The sequence below is a fragment of the Cellulomonas sp. T2.31MG-18 genome (assembly GCF_964266755.1).
Taxonomy (GTDB): domain Bacteria; phylum Actinomycetota; class Actinomycetes; order Actinomycetales; family Cellulomonadaceae; genus Cellulomonas.
Genome location: NZ_CAXWGW010000001.1, coordinates 1,093,232 through 1,115,651, shown reverse-complemented (window position 1 = coordinate 1,115,651; position 22,420 = coordinate 1,093,232). Strand labels below are relative to the sequence as shown.

Genomic DNA, 22,420 nt, shown 5'->3' with positions numbered 1-22,420 from the left:
GTCACCGAGGAGCACCACGTGAGCGAGCCCATCGAGATCCTGCCCAGCGCCCCCGCGCCCGCCGGCCATTCCTGCGGCTGCGGCGGCCACGACGAGGCCGTCCCGGTGCTCGACGTGCGCACCATCCCGCACGCCATCCGCCACGCCGCGGTGTTCGGCGCCTTCGACGCGATCGCCCCGGGCGGCTCGATGGTGATCGTCGCGCCGCACGCCCCGCTGCCGATGCTGTCCCAGCTCTCCGAGCGCGCGCCGATCGACGTCGAGTTCCTCGTCGAGGGCCCCACGGAGTGGCACGTGCGTCTCACCCGGCTGGCCGCCGCCGCCGTGTGAGCCGGACGGGTGCCGGTCCGGTTCTCCCCGAGCCGGCCCGGCACCCGTCGTCATCACGCAAGGCCCCCGAAGGAGGCTGGCATGAGCGGCGTCGTACGGATCAAACGCGTCTACGACGACCCGGCGCCCGAGGACGGCTACCGCGTGCTGGTCGACCGCCTCTGGCCGCGCGGCGTCAGCCGCGAGCGCGCCGCCGTCGGCACCTGGCTCAAGGAGATCGCCCCGAGTGCGGAGCTGCGCACCTGGTGGGACCACGACCCCGCCCGCCTCGACCAGTTCACCGCCCGCTACCGCGCGGAGCTGGACGCGAACCCCACGCTCGACGAGCTGCACCGGCTGCTGCACGACCACCCGGTGGTGACCCTCGTCTACTCCGCGCGGGACCCGCACCTCAACCAGGCGCAGGTCCTGAGCGACTACCTCGTCGCCCGCAGCGGGACGACCGGCCGGGGAGGCAAGAAGCCGTAGCGGCTGGCGTCCTGCGGCGCTACGCCGGATCGGGTCCGGGCACGTCCGCAGTCGGCTTCGCGTCCAGGATCGGCTTCGCGTCCGGGGTCGGCACGTCCGTGGACGGCTTCTCGCCCGCGGCGAGCGACGCGAGGATCTGCTGGATCGCCGCGTCCTGAGCCAGCAGGTGCGCCTGGATCTGCCGCGCCTCCTCCAGCACCGCCGACGCGTCGTTGTAGGTGGCGAGCGAGCGCTCGTCGGCCGCCGCGGCCTGCACGTTCTGGCCCACGATGATGATGGGCAGCAGCACCAGCTGCAGGAACGTCTGGGCGATCCACGCGACGATCACCAGCCGGTCGCCGGACTTGAACGCCGAGGGCGCGCTCACCAGGGCCAGCACCGTGAACACGTACGCGGTCCACATCGTGCCGACGATCAGCGTGATCCGCAGACCGACCCGGGCGTTGAACCTCCCCACCAGCCCGCTGCCGTGCACCTGCGCGGCCGCGGCGGCGACCTTCGGCGGCCCGGCCTGCTGGCGGCGGGCGATGTGCGGGTGCGGGATGTACTCGAAGAGGTCCGGCATGGCGCGAGTATCGCGGCGCTGGGCGACGGACCCGGGCAGGCACGGCGCAGGCGCGCATGGGAAGGTCTGACAGGCGTCCGCGGTGGTCGCCAGGCACGGACGGGAGCGGTCATGCAGGGTCCCACGCAGAGCCCCACACCGGCAGCGTCGCCGTCAGGCGTCCCGCGTCCAGGGTCGTCCGACTGGATGCGCCCTCTGGGCCGCACGGGCATCACCGTCTCGGCGGTGTGCGCCGGCGGCAGCCCGCTCGGCAGCATGCCGGCGTTGTACGGGCGGGACGTCAGCCGGGACGAGGGGATCGCGACGGTCCTGGCGCTGCTGGACAGCCCGATCCGCACCATCGACACGTCCAACGGGTACAGCGACGGCGAGAGCGAGCGGCGCATCGGCGCGGCGCTGGCGCAGGTGGGCGGCAAGCCGGCCGACGTGGTGGTGATCACCAAGGTCGATGCCGACGGTCGGGACTACTCCGGCGACCGGGTGCGCGCCTCGGTGGCCGAGAGCATGCAGCGCCTCGGCCTGGACCACCTGCCGCTGGTGCACCTGCACGACCCGGAGGCCTTCGAGTTCGCGGAGCTGACCGCACCGGGCGGTGCGGTGGACGCCCTGGTGAGCCTGCGGGAGTCCGGCGTGGTCGGCTCGATCGGCCTGGCCGGCGGCCGGGTGCAGGAGATGGCGCGGTACCTGGCCCTCGGGGTGTTCGACGTGCTGCTGGTGCACAACCGCTGGACGCTGCTGGACCGCAGCGCCGCGGACCTGCTGGCCGAGGCCGAGCGGCGCGAGATGGGCCTGATCAACGCCGCGGTGTACGGCGGCGGCATCCTGGCCGGCGGCAGGTCCGGTGGGTCGGGCGGCTCCGACCCGGCGCGGTACGGATACCGGCCCGCGCCGCCGGAGATCCTGCAGGCGGTCGACGCGATGCATCAGGTGTGCGAGCGGCACGGCACGGACCTGCGGACGGCGGCGCTCCAGTTCTCGCTGCGGGACCCGCGGTTCGCCACCACGGTGGTCGGCATGAGCCGCCCCGAGAGGGTGGCGGCAACGGTGTCCGCGGCGCAGCAGCAGCTGCCGGAGGCGATCTGGGAGGAGCTGGATGCGCTGCTGCCGCCGTCGCACGTCTGGCTGGACGCGCCGCTCTGAGCCGTCGGACGATCGCCCGCGCTGGTCAACGGGGCGGGTCAACGCGCACGGTCAGCCGCGCGGCGCGAGCCGCAGGGGCGGCAGCACGGGAGCGGGCAGCGGTGCGTGCGGGTGGTCGGCGACGCGGCCGAAGCGGGACGACGCACCGCTGACCTCGTCGTCCGCCCCCGGGTCCACGTGTGCCTCGGGTTCGGCGCCGATCTCCGCCTGCCACTGCGCCCGCGCCCGCACCACGTCCTCGTGCGAGCGCCCGACGAAGTTCCACCACATGACGATCCGCTCCCCCAGCGGCCGTCCGCCCAGCAGCAGCAGCCGCACGGGCGCGTCACCGGCCACCACGGTCAGCTGCGTGCGGCCGGGCGCGAGGTAGAGCAGCTGCTCGGCCACCCCGTGCGTCCCGGCCACCTGCACCTCGCCACGGTCCACCAGCACCCCGTGCTCGAAGTCGGGGTCGACGACGAACGTGTGCTGCGAGCCGGCGTCGAGCAGCAGCTCGGCACCGAGCAACGGGGAGAACGTCGGCACCGGTGACACCTCACCTGCCAGCGCGCCGAGGAACACCCGCACGGTCACGCCCTCCAGCCGCAGGGCCGGCGGCGCGTAGTGCTGGAACGCCGGCGCCGTGTCGCGGTGCACCGCCGGCAGGGCGGTCCACAGCTGCACGCCGTGCAGCAGGGTGGTGCGCGAGGTCGAGTCCTCGGAGTGGCTGATGCCGTGCCCGGCCGTCATCAGGTTGAGCTGACCGGGCCTGACCAGGACGTGCGTCCCGAGGCTGTCGCGGTGCTCGATCTCGCCGGAGAACAGCCAGCTGACCGTCTGCAGCCCGGTGTGCGGGTGCGGCGGCACGCGCATGCCGCCGGTCACCGACACGTCGTCCGGCCCGTAGTGGTCGAGGAAGCACCATGCGCCGATCAGCGAGCGGGCGCGCTGCGGCAGCGTTCGCCGCACGGTCATCGCGCGGATGCCGCCGAGCGGGACGTCGCGCGGCTCGAGGACCTGCACGGCCTCCGTGGCACCGGAGCCGTCGCACACGGTCTCGGTCGGCGCCTGCTCGAGGTTCGTCATGCGCCCATGGTCACCCCCGGCCCCGACGACGGCACGGGCGTCCCGCCACGCCGCGTACGGGTGCCGGCTGCGCCTGGTGGAGCGCCGCCCGGGTCAGGATGTGCGCATGGACCCGGACGACTCCCCTGCCCCTGCCCAGCGACCCCGCCTGCGCATCGGGATGGTGGGCTACGCGTTCATGGGCCGAGCGCACTCGCACGCCTGGCGCACGGCGCCGCGGTTCTTCGAGCTGCCGATGCTGCCGGAGCTGACGGTCCTGGCCGGCCGCCACGCCGCAGCGGCACGCGCGGCAGCGGACACGCTGGGGTGGACGGACGTCGAGACGGACTGGCGGGCGCTCGTCGCGCGCGACGACGTCGACCTCGTGGACGTCTGCACCCCGGGCGACACGCACGCGGAGATCGCCATCGCCGCGCTCGAGGCCGGCAAGCACGTGCTGTGCGAGAAGCCGCTGGCCAACTCGGTGGCGGAGGCGGAGGCGATGACGGCCGCCGCCGCACGCGCCGCCGAGCGCGGGGTCGTGGCGATGGTCGGCTACAGCTATCGGCGGGTGCCGGCGATCCAGCTCGCCCGACAGCTCGTGGCCGAGGGGCGCATCGGGACCGTGCGGCACGTGCGCGCCCAGTACCTGCAGGACTGGCTCGCGGACCCGGAGGCGCCGCTGTCGTGGCGGCTCGACCGGCAGAAGGCCGGATCGGGTGCGCTCGGGGACATCGGCGCGCACATCGTGGACCTGACGCAGTTCATCACCGGTGACCGGTTGACCGAGCTGACGGCGATGCTCGAGACGTTCGTCAGCGAGCGTCCGGTGGCGGTCGGCTCCTCCGGGCTGGGCGGGACCCCCGGCACCGACCGGGGGCCCGTCACGGTGGACGACGCCGCGGTGTTCATGGGGCGCCTCGGCAACGGCGCCCTCGCCACGTTCGAGGCGACGCGCTTCGCGTGGGGACGACGCAACTCGATCCGCCTGGACATCGACGGCACGGACGGCGCACTGGCGTTCGACTTCGAGGACATGAACGTCCTGCAGGTCTTCGACGCGCACGAGGATCCGCGCACCGCCGGGTTCCGGCGCATCCAGGTCACCCAGCCGGTGCACCCGTACACCGGCAGCTGGTGGCCGGCCGGGCACGGGCTGGGGTACGAGCACGCGTTCACCCACCAGGTGGTCGACCTGGTGCGGGGCATCGCGGCCGGGCAGCAGCCGGAGCCGACGTTCGCGGACGGGCTGCAGGTGCAGCGGGTGCTCGCCGCCGTGGAGCGGTCCGCGCAGGGCCGCACCTGGGAGCGCGTCGAGACGGACTGACCGGGTGCAGCAAACGGAGGTCCCTTCCGCTTGACGCCGGACGGGGCCCCGTGTGCAGAGTGCTGCTGGCGGCTCTCGCCGTTTCCCGCTCGTACCTCGAGGAGCACCCATGCGCGTCGGCATCCACCTCATGCGGTTCGACAGCGTCGCCCCGACCGACCTGCGCGGCGAGCTCGCGCGGACGGTCGAGACGGCGGACGCGGCCGGCGTCGCCTGGATCTCGGTGATGGACCACTACTTCCAGATGATGCGCGCCGGGTTCCCGGCCGAGGACCCGATGCTCGAGGCGTACACGACCCTGGGCTACCTCGCGGGGCACACCGAGCGCGCGGAGCTGGGCGTGCTGGTCACCGGGGTGACCTACCGGTACCCGGGGCTGCTGGCGAAGATCGTCGCCACCCTCGACGTGCTCAGCGGCGGGCGCGCCGCGCTCGGCATCGGCGCCGCCTGGTACGAGGAGGAGCATGCCGCCCTCGGCGTGCCGTTCCCGCCGCTGTCCGAGCGGTTCGAGCGCCTCGAGGAGACGGTGCAGATCGCCCGGCAGATGTGGGACCCGTCCGACGAGGGCCCGTACACCGGTCGCTACTACCAGCTGGACCGCACGCTGTGCTCCCCGCTGCCCCTGCACCGGCCGGAGATCATGATCGGCGGCTCCGGCGAGAAGAAGACCCTGCGCCTGGTCGCGCAGTACGGCGACGCCTGCAACCTGTTCGGCGCCACGCCCGACGAGGTCGCCCACAAGCTCGACGTGCTCCGTGCGCACTGCGCCGACGTGGGCCGCGACCCGGCCGAGATCCGGGTGACGGTGCTCAACGGCGGCGACCAGCTGCTGAACGGCGACGTGGCCGGGTTCGTCGACGCGATGCGACCGTTCGCGGACCTCGGGGTGGAGACGGTCATCCTGCGGCCGCCGGCCACGTCGCTGCACGCCTGGGTGCGCGACGCCGTGGTGCCCGCGGTGGAACCGCTCGCCGAGCTGAGCTGATCCCGCTCCCGGCTCCGCACGCCGCCCGCGCGGCTCATGCCGCCCAGGTGGCGCGGTACTCGCTCGGCGACGTGTGCAGGTGCCGGCTGAACGCCGCCCGCAGTCCGGCCCCCGTGCCGAAGCCGCAGCGGGCCGCCACCGCGTCGACCGTCAGCTCGGTGCGCTCCAGCAGCTCCTGGGCCCGGCGCAGCCGCTCCCGTACCAGCCACTGCCCGGGGTTGCGCCCGTAGACGTCGAGGAACCGGCGAGTCAGCTGCCGCTCGCTCAGGTGGGCACGTGCTGCGAGGTCGCGCACCCGGATCGGCTCGCCGAGGTGGCGCAGCGCCCAGTCCGCGACGTCGGCGACCGTCGACGCCGCCACGTCCGGCACCGGGCCCAGCATGTACTGCGCCTGGTCGGCGGCCCGGTGCGGTGGGGTGACCATCCGGCGGGCGAGCTCGTTGGCCACCGCGGTGCCGTGGTCCTGCCGGACCAGCTCGATGCACAGGTCGATCCCGGCCGCGGTGCCGGCCGAGGTGTGGATGCGGTCGTCCTGCGTGTAGAGCACGCTCGCGTCGACCCGCACGCGCGGGTAGCGGCGCGCCAGCTCGTCGGCGTGCATCCAGTGCGTGGTCGCCCGGCGCCCGTCCAGCAGACCGGTCTGCGCCAGCACGAAGGCGCCCGAGCAGATCGACGCGATGCGGGCGCCCCGACGATGCGCCTCCCGCACGGCCTCGACCAGGGCCGCCGGCTGCTGCTCGTGGACGTCGGTGCACGCCGGCACGATCACCGTGTCGGCCGTCACCAGCTGCTCCAGCCCGGCGTCGCCGCCGACGACGAAACCCGGGCCGACGGCCGCGCCCGGCTCGGTGGCGCAGACCTCCAGCCGGTACCAGGGGTCGACCACGTCCGGACGCGGGATGCCGAACACCTCGCACGGCACGGCGACCTCGAAGATCGGCGCGCCCGGCATCACCGCGAGCGCCACCCGGTGCGTGTCCGTTCTGTTGCGCATGACGGCGATGGTGCCACTTCTCAGCACGGCCGGCGGACCGGTGCGATGGCGGTATGACGGACGGCACCATCGGCCTGGCCCACGGCGTCGCCCTGTACGCGTGCGCCGTGCTCGGTGCCGGCGTCCTGGTGCTACCCGGGCAGGCCGCCTCGCTCGCCGGCCCGGCCTCCCTGGTGGCGTGGGGGTTCAGTGCCCTGCTGGGCCTCGCGCTGGCGTTCACCTTCGCCGCCCTCGCGGTCCGCCACCCCGACGCCGGCGGGGTGGCGACGTTCACCGCCGCCGCGTTCGGGCACACGCTCGGTGGGATCACGGGGTGGTGGTACCTCGTCGCGGGGTCGGTCGGGCAGACCGTCGTGGCGCTGACCGCCGGGTACTACGTGACGGCCGCGGCCGGGGTCTCCCGGCGCTGGTCACCGGCGGTCGCCGCCGCCGTGCTCGCCTGCGCCGTGGTGGCCAACCTGCGCGGGCTGCGGACCGGTGCGCGGGTGCAGGTGGCGCTGGCGCTCGGCGTCGCGGCGATCCTGGTCACGGTGGTGCTGGTGGCGCTGCCGCAGGTGCACCGCGCGGAGCTGACACCGTTCGCGCCCGCGGGGGTCGACGGCATCGGCCGCGCCGTCGTGGTGCTGTTCTTCGCCTTCGCCGGCTGGGAGGCAGTCGCGCACCTGTCCGGGGAGTTCCGCGACGTCCGCCGCACGCTGCCCGCCGCGACGCTGATCACCGTCGTGGTCGTCACGGTCCTGTACCTCGGCGTCGCCCTCGCCGTCGTCGGCACCCGCGCCTACGGCGCGCCCGCCCTCGACCGCATCGCCCTGGGCACCGTCCTGCAGCGGGGCCTGGGCCTGTCGGCGCTGCACGTCGTCGCGGTCGCCGCCGTGGTGATCTGCGTCGGCACCACCAACGCCTACGTCGCGTCCGTGTCGCGCCTCGGGTACGCCCTCGGACGCGACGGGTGGGCACCGGCCGCGCTCGCCCGGCGCAACCGGCACGGCGCACCGGCCAGGGCTGTGCTGACGGTGTCGGCCATCGGTGCCGTCGGTCTCGTCGGTGCCGCGCTGCTCGGCTGGGGCACGGACGGCATCGTCGTGATCCCGTCGGTCCTCGTCCTGGCGACCTACCTGGTGGCGTCGGCGGCGGCCGTCCGCCTGCTGACCGGCGCGCGCCGCCTGGTCGCGGTGGTCGCGCTGGTCCTGCTGCTGCTCGCCGTGCCCTACGCCGGACGCGGTCTGGCGATCCCGCTCCTGGTGGCGGCCGTCGCCGCCGTCACCCACCGGGTGCGCCGGGGCCGACGGGCGGCGACGCCACCGGTCAGTGCACCGTGAACGTCTTGCTGTCGCTCATCCGCGGCCCCGGCGCCTCGCCACCGGACGGGTCGTCCTCCGTGGCGACCAGCGTGTACGTCCCCGGCGCCAGCTGGACGGTGAACGAGTACGGCGCGAACGTCTGGCCCTCGGCGGTGTGCGCCACACCGGACTGCACCACGGCACCCGTCGCCCCCAGCACCTGCCACGGCAGGGTCGCCTCGAACACGGCCGCCTGACCGCTGACCGTCACGGGCGACGTCGTCGTCGCACCCTGCCGCGGTGTGTCGATCTGCACCCAGGCCTGCACGTCGAGCGCCGGCTCCCGCACCTGCGGGCTGGTCCACGCCACGGCACCCCACAGCTCGCCGGCGGGCTGGCCGGCGACGGTCAGCAGCACCGAGCCGGACGGGTTGCCGGTCGCCGCCGTCACCGTGTGCACCAGCTGCTGGATCATCAGCGCCGCTCCCGCCGAGCCGATCGACGCGGTCCGGGCGTCGGCGCTGAGGTCGACGACGGTGGGGTTGCCAGCCGTGACACCGAGCACGGTGGTCGCCTTGTTCCACGGGCTGGTGTAGTCCGGGTCGTCCGGTCCGGCGATCATCCGCTCGACGGCGCTTCGCACCGGCTCGCCGGTCAGGTCGTGCCGCTCGGGGATCAGCCGCAGGCCGGTGCGGGTGTCGATCATGAAGTAGACGGGCACGTCAGCCGCCGTGACGGTCGACGTCCGGGTGGGCATCGGTGTGGGGCTCGGCGGGATGCTCGGCGTCGAGGGGGACGTCGTGACGGTGGGAGCCGGGGCGGTCGACGGCGACGAGCCGGGACCGGCGGTCTGGTTCTGGCACCCGGCCAGCAGCGCGCCGACGACGGCGACCACCGCACCGGCCGCGAGGAAGGGGAACGACGAGGGCCTCGTCAGCGTCGACATGGCGCGCTCCTGCAGCGACCCCGGGCCCTGCGACGGGGCCCGCCGCGGGGCCACTGTCTGGTTCGAGCGTCCCACCGCGCACTCGTCAGGACCACGGACCGAAGGTCCCCACCGGGCCTTTCGGCCCTGGACGCGAGCCGGCCCCGGCGGTCCGCTGGTCGGGCACCCGCTGCACCAGCAGCGTCGAACCCTGCCGAGGAGCACCCGATGAAGACCGCCGACGCCGCCGCCGAGTTCCTCTCCCAGCGCCGCATCGCGGTGACCGGGGTGTCCCGGACGCCGGCCAGCCACGGCGCGAACGTCGTCTACAAGACCCTGCGCGACAAGGGCTACGAGGTCGTCGCGGTCAACCCGAACGCCACCACGGTGGAGGGTGACCCCTGCTACCCGGACCTCGCCTCGGTGCCGGGCGGGGTGGACGCGGTGGTGATCGCTACGGGTCCGGACCACGCGGACGAGACGATGCGGCAGGCCGTGGACGCCGGCGTCGGGCACGTGTGGATGCACCGATCGGTGGACAAGGGCAGCGTCTCGGCCACCGCGACGGCACTGGGGCGGTCGCACGGCATCACGGTGATCGACGGCGGCTGCCCGCTGATGTACGGCCCGGCGTCGGACCCGGGGCACCGGTTCATGTGCCGGCTGTTCAGCCTGACGGGCCGCGTGCCGCGCAACGTCTGACGGCTCGTCGCGTCTGACGACCCGGACCGTCCCACGCCGGCGGCGGCCCTCAGACCTGCGCGGTCGCCCAGCGCGCGCCGGAGTCGGCCACCATCTCCACCGACGTCACCTGGCCCGTCGGCGGCCACGGCACCACCCAGCTGCCGCCGCCGGACCCGTCGAGCGCCCACGTGCCGGCCGCCCGCCGCGAGCCGTCGGCCAGCACCAGCCAGCACGAGTACCGCTCTCCCGCGTGGCCGCCGCTGACGCTGACGACCAGCACCTGCCCTGCGTCCGACCAGCTGCGCTGCACCGACCCGACGGCATCGCCTGCGGCGGTCCGCAGCGGGGCGCCGACCGCCACCTGCTGCGCGCTCGTCCCCCGTCCGACCACCGCCGAGCCGGCGGCACCGACGCCGATGCCCACCACCAGCGCGGCCGCCACCAGCAGCGCGGTCCGCCGCGAGGGGCCGCGATGCCGACGGACCCGCGCGGGCCGCACAGTCGGCACGCTGCCGCCGAGCCCGGTCGCCACCAGCACCCGCTGCGAGAACCCGGCCGGCGGCTCGACCCGCGGCGCCGCGACCAGCACGTGCTCCACGGCATCGGCGATCTCCGCGTACCGGCTGCGGCACGTCTCGCACCCGCCGAGGTGGCGCGTCACGCCGTCCCGGAGCCGCTCGTCCACCTGCCCGAGGGCGAGGTCCGTCAGCGCCTCGTCACCCAGGTGCGGCTGCTGCTCAGTCACGGTCCGCCTCCATCGCCTCGCGCACCCGACGCAGGCCGGTCCGGATGCGCGTCTTCGCCGTGCCGAGAGGGATGCCCTCGGACACGCTGATCTCGTTGGCCGTCCGCCCGCCGATCACGGCGAGCACCACGGCACGCGCCTGCTCGGGCGGCAGCGCCCGCAGCCGCGCGACGGCGGCGTCCCGCTCGGTGGAGCGCACCACCTCGTCCTCCGGCCCGGGCACCTGCAGGGTCGCCGTGATCATCTCCTCGAGCACCGCGCCGTCGACGGGCATCGGCCGGCGCGCCCGCATCGCGTCGATCGCCGCGTTGCGGGTGATGGTCAACAACCAGGTCAGCACCGAGGCACGCCGCACGTCATAGGTGCCGGCGGCCCGCCACGCCCGGACGAACACCTCCTGGCTGACGTCCTGCGCGAGCCCCGGGTCGTGGGTGATCGACACGGCCAGGCCGAACACGGCGGACTGGAAGCGCCGCACGAACGCGACGGCGGCGGCGTCATCGTCCACCGCGAGGCCGGCGACCAGCGCGGCGTCCGCCGTGCGGTCGGCACCGGAGAAGAGCTGCACGTCCTCTGGTACGTCGCCGGGGCCTCCAGGGATTGCGGCGGCGGGAGGGACGACGGCGGGCCGGCGCAATCCCCGGGCCCACGGCGCACGTATCACCCTCGACGGCCACCCACCGAGGGGCGGCCCGCTGCGACCACCTGGAGGAGCCATGACCGCACGATCCCGCGTCTGGACGCTCGGGGCGAGCCTGCTGCTGACGGCGACGCTGGCCGCCTGCGGGAGCTCGAGCACCGGCAGTGGTTCGACCTCCGGAGGTGGTTCCGGCGGCGGTGCCGGCGCGTACGGCGGCGGGGCTGCCTCGGGCGGGTCCTCGTCGAGCGCACCGGCGGCCGGTGGGTCCGCCTCCGCCGCCGCGGCGACGGTGATGACGGCGAGCTCGAGCCTCGGCACCATCCTGGTGGACGGCAGCGGCCGCACCCTCTACCTGTTCACCAAGGACTCGCCAGGCACGTCGACGTGCACCGGCGGCTGCCTGGCCGCATGGCCGCCGCTGCTCGGCACCCCGACGGCCGGCACGGGCGTTGACGCCTCGCTCCTCGGCACGGTGACGCGGCCCGACGGCAAGATGCAGGTCTCGTACAAGGGCATGCCGTTGTACTTCTGGGCCCAGGACTCCGCGCCGGGCCAGACGAGCGGCCAGGGTGTGCAAGGTGTCTGGTGGGTGATCAGCCCGCAGGGCACGCCGATCACCACCAAGTGACCGACCGGTGCCGACGACGAGAGGCACACCGCGCCGCGCCGCGGTGACGACCGACGCACGGGACCGCGGCGCGCTCGCGACGACGGGTGCGCCGAGCCGTGGCGCGACGCGGGCGCTGCTCGGCACCCTCGTCGCCGGCGCCGCCGTGTCGTCGGCGCTGGGCCTCTATGCCCGCCTGCACGTGCCGACCGGCCGGACGCTGACGACGCTCGGGTTCACCGACCTGCTGCACATGAAGGCGTGGCTGACCACCGCCGCGCTGGTGCTGGCCGCGGGTCAGGTGCTCAGCGCCCTGCGCCTCTACGGCCGGCTCGGTGGTCGTGGCTCGTCGGGACAGCGAGCCTCGTCAGGACAGCGAGCCGAGCCGGCACCGGCCTGGGTGCACCGGCTGCACCGGTCGGGCGGCGCGCTCGCCGTGCTGCTGACGCTGCCGGTGGCGTTCCAGTGCGCGTGGTCGCTCGGCTTCGGCACGTACAGCGTGCGGGTGCTGGTGCACTCGGTGCTCGGGTGCCTGCTCTACGGCGTGTTCGTGGCGAAGATGCTCGCGCTGCGCCTGCGACGGCCGCCGGGCTGGCTGATCCCCTGGCTCGGCGGCTCGCTGGTGCTCGCGTTGGTCGGCCTGTGGCTGACGTCGTCGCTGTGGTTCTTCACCCACGGCGGCAGGGGCTACTGACCCCGCCGCCGACCCCGCCGCGCGTCAGGGCCGCAGGTACGCCCAGCCCTGTCGCTGCCGCGCCACCAGGTGCGCCACCCCCGACGGGACGACGACGGCACCGGGCGTCACCGCGTCGTCGTCCAGCCCCAGGCTGCGCAGCGAGTTGCGGCACACCGCGAGCCCGATGCCCGCCTCGAACGCCTCCGCGAGCGCGGACGCCGTCTCCTGCCCAGGCAGGCCGAGCCGGGCCGCCTCGCCGTGCACCACCACCTCCACCGGCGTGCCGGGCTCCAGCTCGCGCAGCAGGTTCAGCGCGTTGCGCAGCACGGCGCGGTGCTTGTCCGGCGAGCCCTCGGACAGGTGCAGCACGACTCCGGACATCGGCACGACCCCTCGATCGGTGACGCCACGCACTGCGCGAGGCGTGTGGCACGGTACCCCGCGGCGTATGACGGCGCAGCCGACGGATGACGCGCAGCGGCCGGCAGTCCGGTCAGCCGCGCGCGGCGGACACCGACCCGACAGAACCGTCCAGGCGTCGGTGAGCACGGCGCACGATCGCGACCCGCCGGCGCTGACCGCCCAACAGTTCCCGCACGGGCGCGTGCACCGTCACGTAGTCGAGCCCCCCACCGCCGCAAGCGCCTCGAGCACCGCACCGCGGTCCGCCCCCCGCCCGAGCACCAGCCGCACTTCTACGGTCGCAGCCACCTCCGGTCGGCCGCCCCCGGACCGGAGACGAGAGCGCGCCGTGCGGCCCCGATAGACCTTGAAGCGCGTCAACGTCTATAGGACGGTTCACTCGAACGGGTGTGATCTACGTCACACTCGTGAAGTCCGCTCATGCGGAGTCCACCGTCCATGCACAGAGCTCCGCAGGCACCCTGAGCAGCGGCAGTGCCAGTTATCCACAGGAATTCATGGGACGACAGTCGCCGTTTTCCACAGGGTGAAGAACACCGGTGTAACTCGACCCCTTGGTGCGCCTTGGGGGCGTCGACAGCCGGACGTACGATGGGGTACGGAAGACGAGAGGCCTCCAAGACGAAGGTCTCGCCGTCGTCCTGAAGGCCCATCGTTGGTATCTTGCGCAACCAAACTTCCCGGTTCGGGGTGCGTATAGACACTGTAATACATCCTTAGAGTCGTGAACGCTTAGGCGGCCGAATCGCGGATGCGTTTGAGACGAAGAGTCAGCAGGCGGCACGCTTCCTCTCGCTGTCCTTGGGAGGACACGATGATCAGCAAGCCGATTGTCCGAGAGATCCACCACCGCCTCGTGATCGACGATGACGGTCAGCCCTGCATGAAGCGAATCGTCACGGAGCGCTACCTGGGCGAGTGACGCGAGGCACCGCACCCCGTCGCTTCGCACAGGAGTGGCGGGGTGCAGTGCTGTCACACGTTAGGTGCCGGTCGCGACCAAGGGGCACGGCTCGGGCGACGCGCTGAGGTCGTGCTGCACCTGTCCGAGGCCTCGCCGGACAAGCACCGTGCGCTGCACTCCGCGAGGCGTGTGGCACGGTACCCCGGGGCGTATGACGGCGCAGCCGACGGATGACGTGCGGCGGCCGGCAGTCCGGTCAGCCGCGCGCGGCGGACACCGATCCGACGGAACCGTCCAGGTGCACCACCCGCGCGTCGAACCATGCCGCCTCGCGCTCGTCGTGCGTCACCAGCAGCACAGTCCGCCCGGCGCACCGGTCGCGGACCCACGCCATGGTCACCGGCTTCACGGCCTGGTCCAGGCCGGTGAACGGCTCGTCGAGCACCACCAGCTCGGCGTCGGCGAGCACGGCCCGCACGATCGCGACCCGCCGGCGCTGACCGCCCGACAGCTCGCGCACGGGTGCGTGCACCGTCGCGTCGTCGAGCCCCACGGCCGCGAGCGCCTCGAGCACCGCACCGCGGTCCGCCCCCCGCCCCAGCACCAGCCGCACGTTGTCCACCGCCGACAGCTGCGGGCACAGCCGGTCCTCCTGGAACACCGCGGACCGCGGCCGGCCGTCCAGACCCTCCACCGCCCCGCCGTCCGGCCGGTCCAGCCCCAGCAGCAGCCGGGCGACGGTCGTCTTGCCGGACCCGTTGGGCCCCATCAGGGCCGTCACCCCGCCGGGCGCCAGCGACAGGTCCAGGCGGTCGAGCACCACGTGCTCGCCGAACCGCCGCGTCACGCCGCGGAGCCCGATCCCGCCGGTCCCGCTCATGCCGCACCACCCCAGCGCCGCTGCGCGGCGGTCAGCGCCAGCCGCACCAGCCGCTCGAAGGCGACGCTCAGCGCCACCACCACCAACGTCCACGCGAACAGGTCCGGCGTGGAGAGGAAGATCTTCGCCTGGTACATCCGCTCGCCGATGCTGCCCGTCGGCAGCCCGATCACCTCGGCGGCGATCCCGCTCTTCCACGCCAGGCCGACGCCCGTCTCGCAGCCGGCGACGACGAACGGCAGGACGGCCGGCACGTCGATGGCTCGCACGCGCCGCAGCCGGGGCACCCGGTACACCGTGGCCATCTCCAGCAGCGCGGTGTCCCGGTGGGCGATCCCCTCGAGGGTGTTGGTGTAGACGACCGGCACCACCATCAGCGCCGAGATCACCAGCGCCAGTCGCCCGGTGCCCGTCACCAGGATCACCAGGATGATGAAGCTGACCACCGGCGTGGCCCGCACGGTGCTGATCAGCGGCGCGAGCAGCGCCGCGACCAGGGGTACCCCCGCCGCGACGGCCGCCAGGCACACCGCGACCAGCGCCCCGATCGCGAAGCCTGCGCCGATCCGCAGCAGCGAGTGCCCGGCCGTCGTCCAGAACGCCGCGGTCCGCACCAGCTCGGCCAGCCGGCCCACCACCTCGACCGGTGAGGCGAGCACGATCTGCTGACCGACCGCGGCAGCGACCAGCTGCCACACGGCGAGCCAGAACACCAGCACGCCGACGGTGCGCAGCGCGCGCCCGGACCGCCGGGGGCGCGCTGCGACCGGCCGCTCAGCGCTGGTAGTAGAAGTCATCACCCGGCAGCGCGCCGCCCACCGAGGCGGGGTCGGCGTCGAACAGGACCTTGAGGTAGCCGCTCAGCGCGTTGCGCAGGTCGACACCTTCCAGGTCGACCACGTGGCTGGCGGGGATCGCGGCGACCGCCACCGCGGCGGACGGCACGATGCCGGCCTGCACGATCAGTGGCGCCGCCTGGTCGGGGTGCTCGTTGGTGAACGTGGTGGACAGCTTGTAGTCGTCCAGGAACTGCTTGAGCGCCGCGGCGTGCTCGGTGGCGAACGCCTTGCGGACCACCAGCACGCCGGTGACCAGCTGCGACGTGCCGCTGGTGACCTTGTTCCACTCGTCGGACAGCTGCACCACGGTGCGGATGCCCGGGTGGCTCGAGGTCAGCACGGTGGCGAAGGGCTGCGGCAGCATCCCGACGGCGCCCGGCGTGGCGGCCAGCACCGCGGCCACCTCGGTCGGCTCCGACCGGTAGTCCACCTTCACGTCGGTGCCCGGCACCAGACCGTCCTGGCGCAGCAGGTAGTTCAGCACGTACTCCGGCGAGGCACCCTTGCCGGACGTCACCACGGTCTTGCCCCGCAGGTCGGCCAGGCCGTGCACCGCCGTCCCGTTCTCCACCACGTCGAGCACGCCGAGCGTGTTCACCGCCGCGACCTGGACGGCACCCTTCGTCTTGGCGTAGAGCACCGCCGCGAGGTTGGACGGCAGCAGCGCGACGTCCACCGACCCCTGCGCCACCAGCGGCACCACCTGGTCGGGGGTGCTGTACATGGTGACCTTGTAGTCCTCGGCGGTGGTGCCGGCGGTCGCGTCGCTCATCAGCTTGACCAGGCCCATGGTGGTGGGGCCCTTGAGCGAGGCGATCCGGACGGTGGTGCGCTCCGCAGGCGTCGCCGACGCCGAGGCCACCGTGGTGGCCGGGGTGGAGGCCGCCGCCTGGGTGCCGCCGGCACAGCCGGCGAGCAGCGCGGCGGCGGCGAGCAGCGGGACGACGAGCGACGTGCGGCGCATGGCCTCAGCCCTTCCGGGTCGGGGTGGTCACCGGCTCGCGCCGGAACGGTTCGTAAGCGGTGTGCAGCGCGTGGTGCGCCGCCGGGGAGTTCGGTTCGCCGTAGGTCTCCTCGTACAGGCGCAGCACGTCCGGGTTCTCCTGGGACTTGCGGTAGCGGGACGTCTGGTCGATGTTCACCAGCACCTGCTGCCGGGCCGCCATCACGCCGACCTCGGACGGGACCGGGTGCCCGGCGCCGTTGATGCAGCCGCCGGGGCAGGCCATGACCTCGACCATGTCGTAGCCGGTGTCCTCGCCCGCGACGATGCGCCGGACCAGCGGCTCGGCGTTGTTCAGGCCGCTGATCACCGCGACGCGCACGGTGGCGTCGCCGGCCTGCACGGTGGCCTCCTTGAAGCCCTCGAAACCGCGGACCTCCTCGAACTCCAGGCCCTCCACCAGCGGTTCGCCGGTCAGCTTCTCCACGGCCATCCGCAGGGCCGCCTCAGCCACGCCGCCGGACGCGCCGAACAGCACGCCGGCGCCGCTGACCAGGGAGTACGGCGCGTCGAACTCGCCGGGCTCGATGTCCTGCTTCTCCAGCCGGAGCATCTTGGCCATCTCGAGGAACTCGGTGGTGGTCAGCACGGCGTCCACGTCGCGGATGCCCTCGGGGGCGAACTCCGGACGCGCGGCCTCGTACTTCTTGGCCAGGCACGGCACGATCGAGACGACGTAGAGGTCGTCCAGGTCGATCCCGGCGCGGAACGCGTAGTGCCGCTTCACCGTCGCGCCCATCATCTGCTGCGGGGACTTGCAGCTGGACAGGTGCGGGATCATCTCCGGCCAGCGCCGCTCGACCAGGTTCACCCAGCCCGGGCAGCAGGACGTGAACAGCGGGGTGACGCCGCCGCCGGTCAGCCGACCGAGCAGCTCGGTGGTCTCCTCCATGATCGTGAGGTCGGCGGCGAAGGCGAAGTCGAACGCCTTGTCGAAGCCGATCTTGCGCATCATCCCGGCGATGAACGCCGACGCCTGGTCGAACGGGATGCCGAACTCGGCGGCGATCACGCTGCGGACGGCGGGGGCGACGAAGCCGACCACCGTCTTGGTCGGGTCGTTGATCGCCGTGAACACCCCGCCGCGCTCGCGCACGTAGTCCAGGGCGCCGCACGGGCACGCCCGCACGCACTGCCCGCAGGACACGCAGTCGGTCTGGTTCAGCGGCAGGCCGTTGTGGGTGCCGACGGTCAGGCGCCCGTTCTCGAACTGGAACGCCAGGACGCCGGGGCCCTCGATCTCGGCACAGGCGGCGACGCAGCGGCCGCAGCTGATGCACTTGTTGTTGTCCCGGACGATGAACGGGTGGTCGCGCACCACCGGCTCGTAGGGCCGCACGTGCAGCGGTGCGGCGAACGTGACGGAGTGGGCGGTGGCCTGGCGGCGCAGGTCGCAGTCGTTCTGCTTGCCGCAGCCGCAGCTCAGGCAGCGCGCCGCCTCGGCACGGGCCTGCTCCTCCGTGAGGGTCTGCTCGACCTCCTCGAAGGTGCGGACGCGGCTGGCCACCGGCAGCTCGTCGGGGTGCACGCGCACGCGGCGCTCACGCACCTCGAACTCGTCGCGCGGCAGGTCCTCCAACGAGCCGCGGCTGCAGGAGTAGTCGTCCTGGCTGGGACGCACGTAGCCGCGGGTCAGGAACTCGTCGATCGCGGTGGCGGCACGCCGACCGGCGGCGACCGCCTGGATCACCGTGGCGGGGCCGGTGGCGCAGTCGCCGCCGGCGAAGATCTTCGACTCCGACGACTCCATGGTGCGGCCGTCGATGTCGATGTCGCCCCAGGCGTTCAGGCGCACCGGCAGGTCGTTGTAGAGGAAGCCGGTGTCGGTGCTCTGGCCGATGGCACCGATCACGGTGTCGGCCTCGATGATCGTGTCGCTGCCCTCGACCGGCACGGGACGCCGCCGGCCGGAACGGTCCGGCTCGCCGAGCTCCATGCGCAGGCAGTGCAGCTGCTTGACGCCACCGGCGGCCGTGATGCGGGTCGGCGCGGCGAGGAACGTCATCTCGACGCCCTCGTCGATAGCCGCCTCGACCTCCGCCGCCTCGGCCGGCATCTCGTCCCGGGTGCGCCGGTAGAGCAGCCGCACCTTCTCGGCACCGGCACGCAGCGCGGTGCGGGCGCAGTCGATCGCGGTGTTGCCGCCGCCGATCACCACGACGGTGCGGCCCAGCGGCACGTCCACGCCCTTGGTGACCTCCTCGAGGTACTGGATGCCGAGCCAGACGCCGTCGAGGTTCTCGCCGTCCAGGCGCAGCGGGGTGGCCCGCCATGAGCCGATGGCCAGGTACACCGCGTCGAAGTCGCGCTTGAGGTCCTCCAGCAGCAGCTGGGCGCCCAGCGCCTTGCCGGTGACGATGCTGACGCCCAGCGCCTCGATCACGCCGATCTCACGGTCGAGCGTGCGCTTGGGCAGGCGGTACTCCGGGATGCCGTAGCGCATCATGCCGCCGGCCCGGTCCTGCTTCTCGAACACGGTGACCGCGTGACCCGCGATCGCCGCGTAGTACGCCGCGGACAGGCCGGAAGGCCCGGCGCCGATGACGGCGAGCCGCTTGCCGGTCGGCTCGGCGACCCGCGGCACCCACGGCAGGCTGCGGCTCATGTCCCAGTCGGCGGCGAACCGCTTGACGTTGTTGATCGCGACGGGCTCGTCCACCAGGCTGCGGCGGCACTCGGCCTCGCAGGGGTGGGGGCACACGCGGCCGCACACCGACGGGAACGGGTTGCGGTCCTTGATCACCCGGACGGCAGCCTCGTAGTTGCCGTCGGCGACGTGCGCCAGGTACGTCTGGATGTCCACGTTCGCCGGACAGGTCTGCACGCACGGGGCGACGCAGTCGGCGTTGTGGTCGCACAGCAGCTGCTGCAGCCGGACCTTCCGGTACGCCTCGAGGCGCGGGGTGTGCGTGGTGATCACCATGCCGGGACGCACGGGCGTCAGGCAGGCCTTCACGTCGCGGGGGTTGGTCTCCCCCACCTCGACGACGCACAGGCCGCAGCTGCCGTTGGACCGCTTGAGGCGGATGTCGTGGCAGAGCGACGGGACCTCGATGTTCTCCTTGTCCAGGGCCTGCAGGATGGTCAGCCCGCCGAACACCTGGGTCTCGCGCCCGTTGACCGTGATGGTGATGCGGTCGTCGTCCGAGAGCTCGCGCATGCCGTGACCTCCGTTGGCCAGGACCTGCGTGCACCGCGTCGTCGCGCTGCCCGCCGTCGCCTGTTTCCGGACCGGCTCCGGCGCCGGTTCGGGTTCTGCTGCGACGGTACGGCGGCCCCCTGCCGACATCGTCGGACTTCGGACCTAGGGCAGCACGGGGCCCCGGTGCCGCTGTGCGGCCCGGGGCCTCGTCACCGGAAGGACGTCAGTGGGTCTGCTCGGCCACCTTCCGGCGCACCTCGTCCATGTCGAGCGCGCGCGCCTGGGCGATCAGGTCGTCGAGGGCCGGACCGGGCAGCGCGCCCGCGTCCTCGAACAGCAGCACGCCGTCGCGGTAGATCATCAGCGTCGGGATCGCGCTGATGCCCAGACGGCCGGCGAGCGCGTGCTCGGCCTCGGTGTCCAGCTTCGCGAACGTGATGTCCGGGTTCTTCTCGGAGGCCTTGCTGAACACCGGGGCGAACATGCGGCACGGTGCGCACCAGGAGGCCCAGCAGTCGACCAGGACGATGCCCTCGGCGTCGACGGTGGGCTGGAACGTGCTCGCGGTGAGGTCGACGGTCGCCATCAGGGATCCCGCTCAGCGCGCCACGCGGTCGGCCGGCCGCGTGGACAGGTGCAGGGCCTTGTACAGCGGGCAGAAGCCGACGGCGGCGGTGCCGGCCAGCAGCGCGGCCAGCACGATCAGCACCACGCCGAGCGCGCTGCCGACTCCGACCTGCAGCAGGACGACCACCAGGACGACGGCCGCGACCGCTCGCACGATCCGGTCGGTGGAACCCATGTTGCGTGGCACGACGAGCCTCCAGTCTCCGGCGAGTCGGCACCGGTCCGACGGACCGCGCCCTCCTACCTCGTCGAGAACCTATGGTATACCCCTGGGGGTATCCAACGACAAGGAGGAACCGTGTCCGAGGTCGACCTCGCCGCCTTCGCGGCAGCCCACGCCGACGGCGCGCTCGTCATCGACGTCCGCGAGCCGCACGAGTACGTCGACGGTCACGTGCCGGGCGCACGGCTGCTGCCGGTGGCCCACGTGCCGCTGCGCACCACCGAGCTGCCGCGGCGCGAGCGCGTCTACGTCGTCTGCGAGAGCGGCAACCGGGCGCGCTCGGTCGTCGGCATGCTGCGGGCGCAGGGTCTGGACGCCCTCAGCCTGCGGGGCGGCACCGCCGCCTGGCGCGCTGAGGGCCGGCCCCTGGTCACGGGCCCGCGCGCCAACCTGGGCTGACGTTCGCCGACCCTCGCCTTCCCCGCGACGCCCGTTCGTGGCGTCGCGGGTCGCGGCGGGTGGGCCCGGACCCGCCGCGGAGTCGTACGCCCCGCGGCGGCCGGCGCCCGAGCGTCAGCCGCCGAGGCGGGTGCCCTCCGGCACGTAGCGGGGGGTGCCCTCGTCGGCCAGCGTGACGTCGCCCGTGGCGACGACGCCGCGGGCGAACGTCCAGTCGCCGTGCACCGTCAGGGACCGGGCGTCGCGCAGCGACGGTGCACCGGCTGGGAAGTGGGCGTCGAACGCGGTGATCGTCTTGTAGTGCGTCGAGTCGAGGTCGACCAGCGGTGCCGGCTCGGTGACCAGGTCGAGCGTCGCCGTCTCGGACAGCTGGTAGGCGTCGGACCGCAGCAGCAGCAGGTCGTTGGTCGTCTTCACCGGCAGGAAGCGGGAACGCGGGACGACGATGGCGGTGGCGCCCTCGAACACCTCGATCGCGGCGCCCATGGCGGACTCGACCTGGATCACCTGCGGTGACGATGGGTCCGTCGGGTCCACCGTCTTGGAGTTGCGGATCATCGGCAGGCCGAGCACCCCGTGCCGCTCGTTGAGCGTGCGGCGCAGCGCCGCCAGGTCGAACCACAGGTTGTTGGTGTGGAAGTACGGGTGCCGGTGCTCGTCGGTGAAGTAGTCCATCTCCTCCGGCGCCGTCTGGGCGGTGTCGCGCAGCACCAGCCGGCCGTCGGAGCGGCGGATCGCCAGGTGGCCGCCCTTGCGGTCGGCGGCGGTGCGCCGGCACAGCTCGGCGGCGTAGGGGGCGCCCGACTCGGCGAACCAGCCGGCGATGCGCGGGTCAGGGGCGGCACCGAGGTTGTCGGAGTTGGAGACGGAGGCGTAGGCGAAACCGGCGTCGAGCAGGGCGTCGAGCACGCCGGACGCCTCGATGGCCGTGTAGAGGTCGCCGTGGCCGGGCGGGCACCACTCGAGAGACGGGTCAGCGGGCCACGAGACGGGCGTCAGGTCGTCGGCACGCAGCTTGGGCTCACGGTTCTGCAGGAAGTCGAGCGGCAGCTCGCCCACCTTGAGGTCCGGGTAGGCCGCCAGCGCGTCCAGGCTGTCCTGCTGGGTGCGGAACGAGTTCATCAGGATCAGCGGCAGGCGGGCGCCGTACCGGCTCCGGGCAGTACGCACCTGCCGGGCGATCACGTCGAGGAAGCTCAGCCCCTCGCGCACCGGCAGCAGCGACTTGGCGCGGTCCATGCCCATCGAGGTGCCCAGGCCGCCGTTGAGCTTGATGATCGCGGTGCGGGCCAGGGCGTCACGGGCGTCCGTCGGCGGCACCTCGACGGCGTCCAGGCTCGGCGGGTCCAGCAGCGGGGTGATGTCGTCCTCGCGGATCAGGCCCGTCGCCCCTGCCTCGAGGTCGCGGTAGTACCCGGCGAACACCTCGACCGCCGCGGGCGCGACGCCAGCCGCACGCATCTTCTCCACGGCCAGCCGCAGACCCTCGTCGCTCATCTCAGCCCTTCCGCAACCCGTCGCGGTGCCGACCGGCACCGGCCACCGAGCAGTATCGCGTGGCAACCCGTGG

At 73.4% G+C, this 22,420-nt stretch carries 24 protein-coding genes; 10 read left to right on the top strand and 14 right to left on the bottom strand.

Annotation, left to right across the window (positions count from 1 at the left end):
- The first annotated feature begins 18 nt into the window (after nt 1-18).
- Entirely contained in the window at nt 19-330 is a 312-nt protein-coding gene (locus tag ACFQTY_RS05215; RefSeq protein WP_263729481.1) for a DUF2249 domain-containing protein, read from the top strand.
- A gap of 81 nt (nt 331-411) precedes the next feature.
- Nucleotides 412-798 carry a DUF488 domain-containing protein gene (locus ACFQTY_RS05210; protein ID WP_378098174.1) on the top strand — a complete coding sequence of 129 codons (387 nt, stop codon included), beginning with the start codon at nt 412-414 and terminating at the stop codon, nt 796-798.
- A gap of 19 nt (nt 799-817) precedes the next feature.
- On the opposite strand, the gene ACFQTY_RS05205 is transcribed toward ACFQTY_RS05210, so the two are convergent.
- Nucleotides 818-1,363, bottom strand: a complete 546-nt coding sequence (locus ACFQTY_RS05205) for a hypothetical protein (RefSeq protein ID WP_378098171.1) — start codon at nt 1,361-1,363, stop codon at nt 818-820.
- 186 nt (nt 1,364-1,549) lie between these two features.
- On the opposite strand from ACFQTY_RS05205, the gene ACFQTY_RS05200 reads away from it, so the two are divergent.
- Nucleotides 1,550-2,503, top strand: a complete 954-nt coding sequence (locus ACFQTY_RS05200) for an aldo/keto reductase (RefSeq protein WP_378098168.1) — start codon at nt 1,550-1,552, stop codon at nt 2,501-2,503.
- Nucleotides 2,504-2,554: 51 nt separating this feature from the next.
- Here ACFQTY_RS05200 and ACFQTY_RS05195 read toward each other — a convergent pair whose 3' ends face one another.
- A complete protein-coding gene (locus ACFQTY_RS05195; RefSeq protein ID WP_378098165.1) occupies nt 2,555-3,568 on the bottom strand; it encodes a pirin family protein in 1,014 nt (337 codons plus the stop codon).
- 106 nt (nt 3,569-3,674) lie between these two features.
- Here ACFQTY_RS05195 and ACFQTY_RS05190 point away from each other — a divergent pair, with 106 nt between their 5' ends.
- Both ACFQTY_RS05190 and ACFQTY_RS05185 read left to right on the top strand, forming a co-directional pair.
- On the top strand, nt 3,675-4,874 hold the full coding sequence (locus ACFQTY_RS05190; RefSeq protein ID WP_378098162.1) for a Gfo/Idh/MocA family protein: 1,200 nt from the start codon (nt 3,675-3,677) through the stop codon (nt 4,872-4,874).
- Nucleotides 4,875-4,983: 109 nt separating this feature from the next.
- Nucleotides 4,984-5,859, top strand: coding sequence for an LLM class F420-dependent oxidoreductase (locus ACFQTY_RS05185; RefSeq protein WP_378098159.1), 876 nt, complete (start codon nt 4,984-4,986; stop codon nt 5,857-5,859).
- Nucleotides 5,860-5,893: 34 nt separating this feature from the next.
- On the opposite strand, the gene ACFQTY_RS05180 is transcribed toward ACFQTY_RS05185, so the two are convergent.
- Complete coding sequence (locus ACFQTY_RS05180) at nt 5,894-6,853, bottom strand: GlxA family transcriptional regulator (protein WP_378098156.1); 960 nt, start codon at nt 6,851-6,853, stop codon at nt 5,894-5,896.
- Between the two features lie 53 nt (nt 6,854-6,906).
- On the opposite strand from ACFQTY_RS05180, the gene ACFQTY_RS05175 reads away from it, so the two are divergent.
- Nucleotides 6,907-8,172: an APC family permease gene (locus ACFQTY_RS05175; RefSeq protein WP_378098152.1), complete on the top strand. Its 1,266-nt coding sequence runs from the start codon at nt 6,907-6,909 to the stop codon at nt 8,170-8,172.
- Here the strand turns inward: ACFQTY_RS05175 and ACFQTY_RS05170 are convergent.
- A complete protein-coding gene (locus ACFQTY_RS05170) occupies nt 8,159-9,079 on the bottom strand; it encodes a Gmad2 immunoglobulin-like domain-containing protein (protein ID WP_378098148.1) in 921 nt (306 codons plus the stop codon). The genes ACFQTY_RS05175 and ACFQTY_RS05170 overlap by 14 nt on opposite strands.
- A gap of 207 nt (nt 9,080-9,286) precedes the next feature.
- Here ACFQTY_RS05170 and ACFQTY_RS05165 point away from each other — a divergent pair, with 207 nt between their 5' ends.
- The gene (locus ACFQTY_RS05165; protein ID WP_378098145.1) at nt 9,287-9,760 is read left to right on the top strand and encodes a CoA-binding protein; all 474 of its coding nucleotides are present in this window, start codon (nt 9,287-9,289) and stop codon (nt 9,758-9,760) included.
- Between the two features lie 49 nt (nt 9,761-9,809).
- Here the strand turns inward: ACFQTY_RS05165 and ACFQTY_RS05160 are convergent, their stop codons facing one another.
- Together ACFQTY_RS05160 and ACFQTY_RS05155 are read right to left on the bottom strand one after the other, a co-directional pair.
- Complete coding sequence (locus ACFQTY_RS05160; protein WP_378098142.1) at nt 9,810-10,487, bottom strand: hypothetical protein; 678 nt, start codon at nt 10,485-10,487, stop codon at nt 9,810-9,812.
- Nucleotides 10,480-11,055 carry an RNA polymerase sigma factor gene (locus ACFQTY_RS05155; protein WP_378098139.1) on the bottom strand — a complete coding sequence of 192 codons (576 nt, stop codon included), beginning with the start codon at nt 11,053-11,055 and terminating at the stop codon, nt 10,480-10,482. Before ACFQTY_RS05155 ends, ACFQTY_RS05160 begins: the two co-directional genes overlap by 8 nt.
- 148 nt (nt 11,056-11,203) lie before the next feature.
- Between ACFQTY_RS05155 and ACFQTY_RS05150 the strand changes: the two genes are divergently transcribed.
- Complete coding sequence (locus ACFQTY_RS05150; protein WP_378098136.1) at nt 11,204-11,755, top strand: hypothetical protein; 552 nt, start codon at nt 11,204-11,206, stop codon at nt 11,753-11,755.
- Between the two features lie 43 nt (nt 11,756-11,798).
- On the top strand, nt 11,799-12,428 hold the full coding sequence (locus ACFQTY_RS05145; protein WP_378098133.1) for a DUF6529 family protein: 630 nt from the start codon (nt 11,799-11,801) through the stop codon (nt 12,426-12,428).
- A 24-nt stretch (nt 12,429-12,452) separates the two neighbouring features.
- On the opposite strand, the gene ACFQTY_RS05140 is transcribed toward ACFQTY_RS05145, so the two are convergent.
- The 7 genes from ACFQTY_RS05140 to ACFQTY_RS05110 all read right to left on the bottom strand — a co-directional run bounded on the left by ACFQTY_RS05140 (nt 12,453) and on the right by ACFQTY_RS05110 (nt 20,415).
- On the bottom strand, nt 12,453-12,791 hold the full coding sequence (locus tag ACFQTY_RS05140; RefSeq protein WP_378098130.1) for a DsrE family protein: 339 nt from the start codon (nt 12,789-12,791) through the stop codon (nt 12,453-12,455).
- 1,202 nt (nt 12,792-13,993) lie between these two features.
- A complete protein-coding gene (locus tag ACFQTY_RS05135; protein WP_378098127.1) occupies nt 13,994-14,617 on the bottom strand; it encodes an ATP-binding cassette domain-containing protein in 624 nt (207 codons plus the stop codon).
- Nucleotides 14,614-15,336 carry an ABC transporter permease gene (locus tag ACFQTY_RS05130; RefSeq protein ID WP_378098124.1) on the bottom strand — a complete coding sequence of 241 codons (723 nt, stop codon included), beginning with the start codon at nt 15,334-15,336 and terminating at the stop codon, nt 14,614-14,616. The genes ACFQTY_RS05135 and ACFQTY_RS05130 overlap by 4 nt, the downstream gene beginning before the upstream one ends.
- Before the next feature lie 55 nt (nt 15,337-15,391).
- Entirely contained in the window at nt 15,392-16,420 is a 1,029-nt protein-coding gene (locus tag ACFQTY_RS05125) for an ABC transporter substrate-binding protein (RefSeq protein ID WP_378098121.1), read from the bottom strand.
- A gap of 4 nt (nt 16,421-16,424) precedes the next feature.
- Entirely contained in the window at nt 16,425-19,619 is a 3,195-nt protein-coding gene (locus ACFQTY_RS05120) for an NAD(P)-binding protein (protein WP_378098118.1), read from the bottom strand.
- A gap of 205 nt (nt 19,620-19,824) precedes the next feature.
- Nucleotides 19,825-20,187: a thioredoxin family protein gene (locus ACFQTY_RS05115; RefSeq protein WP_378098115.1), complete on the bottom strand. Its 363-nt coding sequence runs from the start codon at nt 20,185-20,187 to the stop codon at nt 19,825-19,827.
- Between the two features lie 12 nt (nt 20,188-20,199).
- A complete protein-coding gene (locus ACFQTY_RS05110; protein WP_337973378.1) occupies nt 20,200-20,415 on the bottom strand; it encodes a YgaP-like transmembrane domain in 216 nt (71 codons plus the stop codon).
- 111 nt (nt 20,416-20,526) lie between these two features.
- On the opposite strand from ACFQTY_RS05110, the gene ACFQTY_RS05105 reads away from it, so the two are divergent.
- Entirely contained in the window at nt 20,527-20,850 is a 324-nt protein-coding gene (locus ACFQTY_RS05105) for a rhodanese-like domain-containing protein (protein ID WP_378098111.1), read from the top strand.
- A gap of 114 nt (nt 20,851-20,964) precedes the next feature.
- Here ACFQTY_RS05105 and ACFQTY_RS05100 read toward each other — a convergent pair whose 3' ends face one another.
- A complete protein-coding gene (locus ACFQTY_RS05100; protein WP_378098108.1) occupies nt 20,965-22,347 on the bottom strand; it encodes a UTP--glucose-1-phosphate uridylyltransferase in 1,383 nt (460 codons plus the stop codon).
- Between the last annotated feature and the right edge of the window lie 73 nt (nt 22,348-22,420).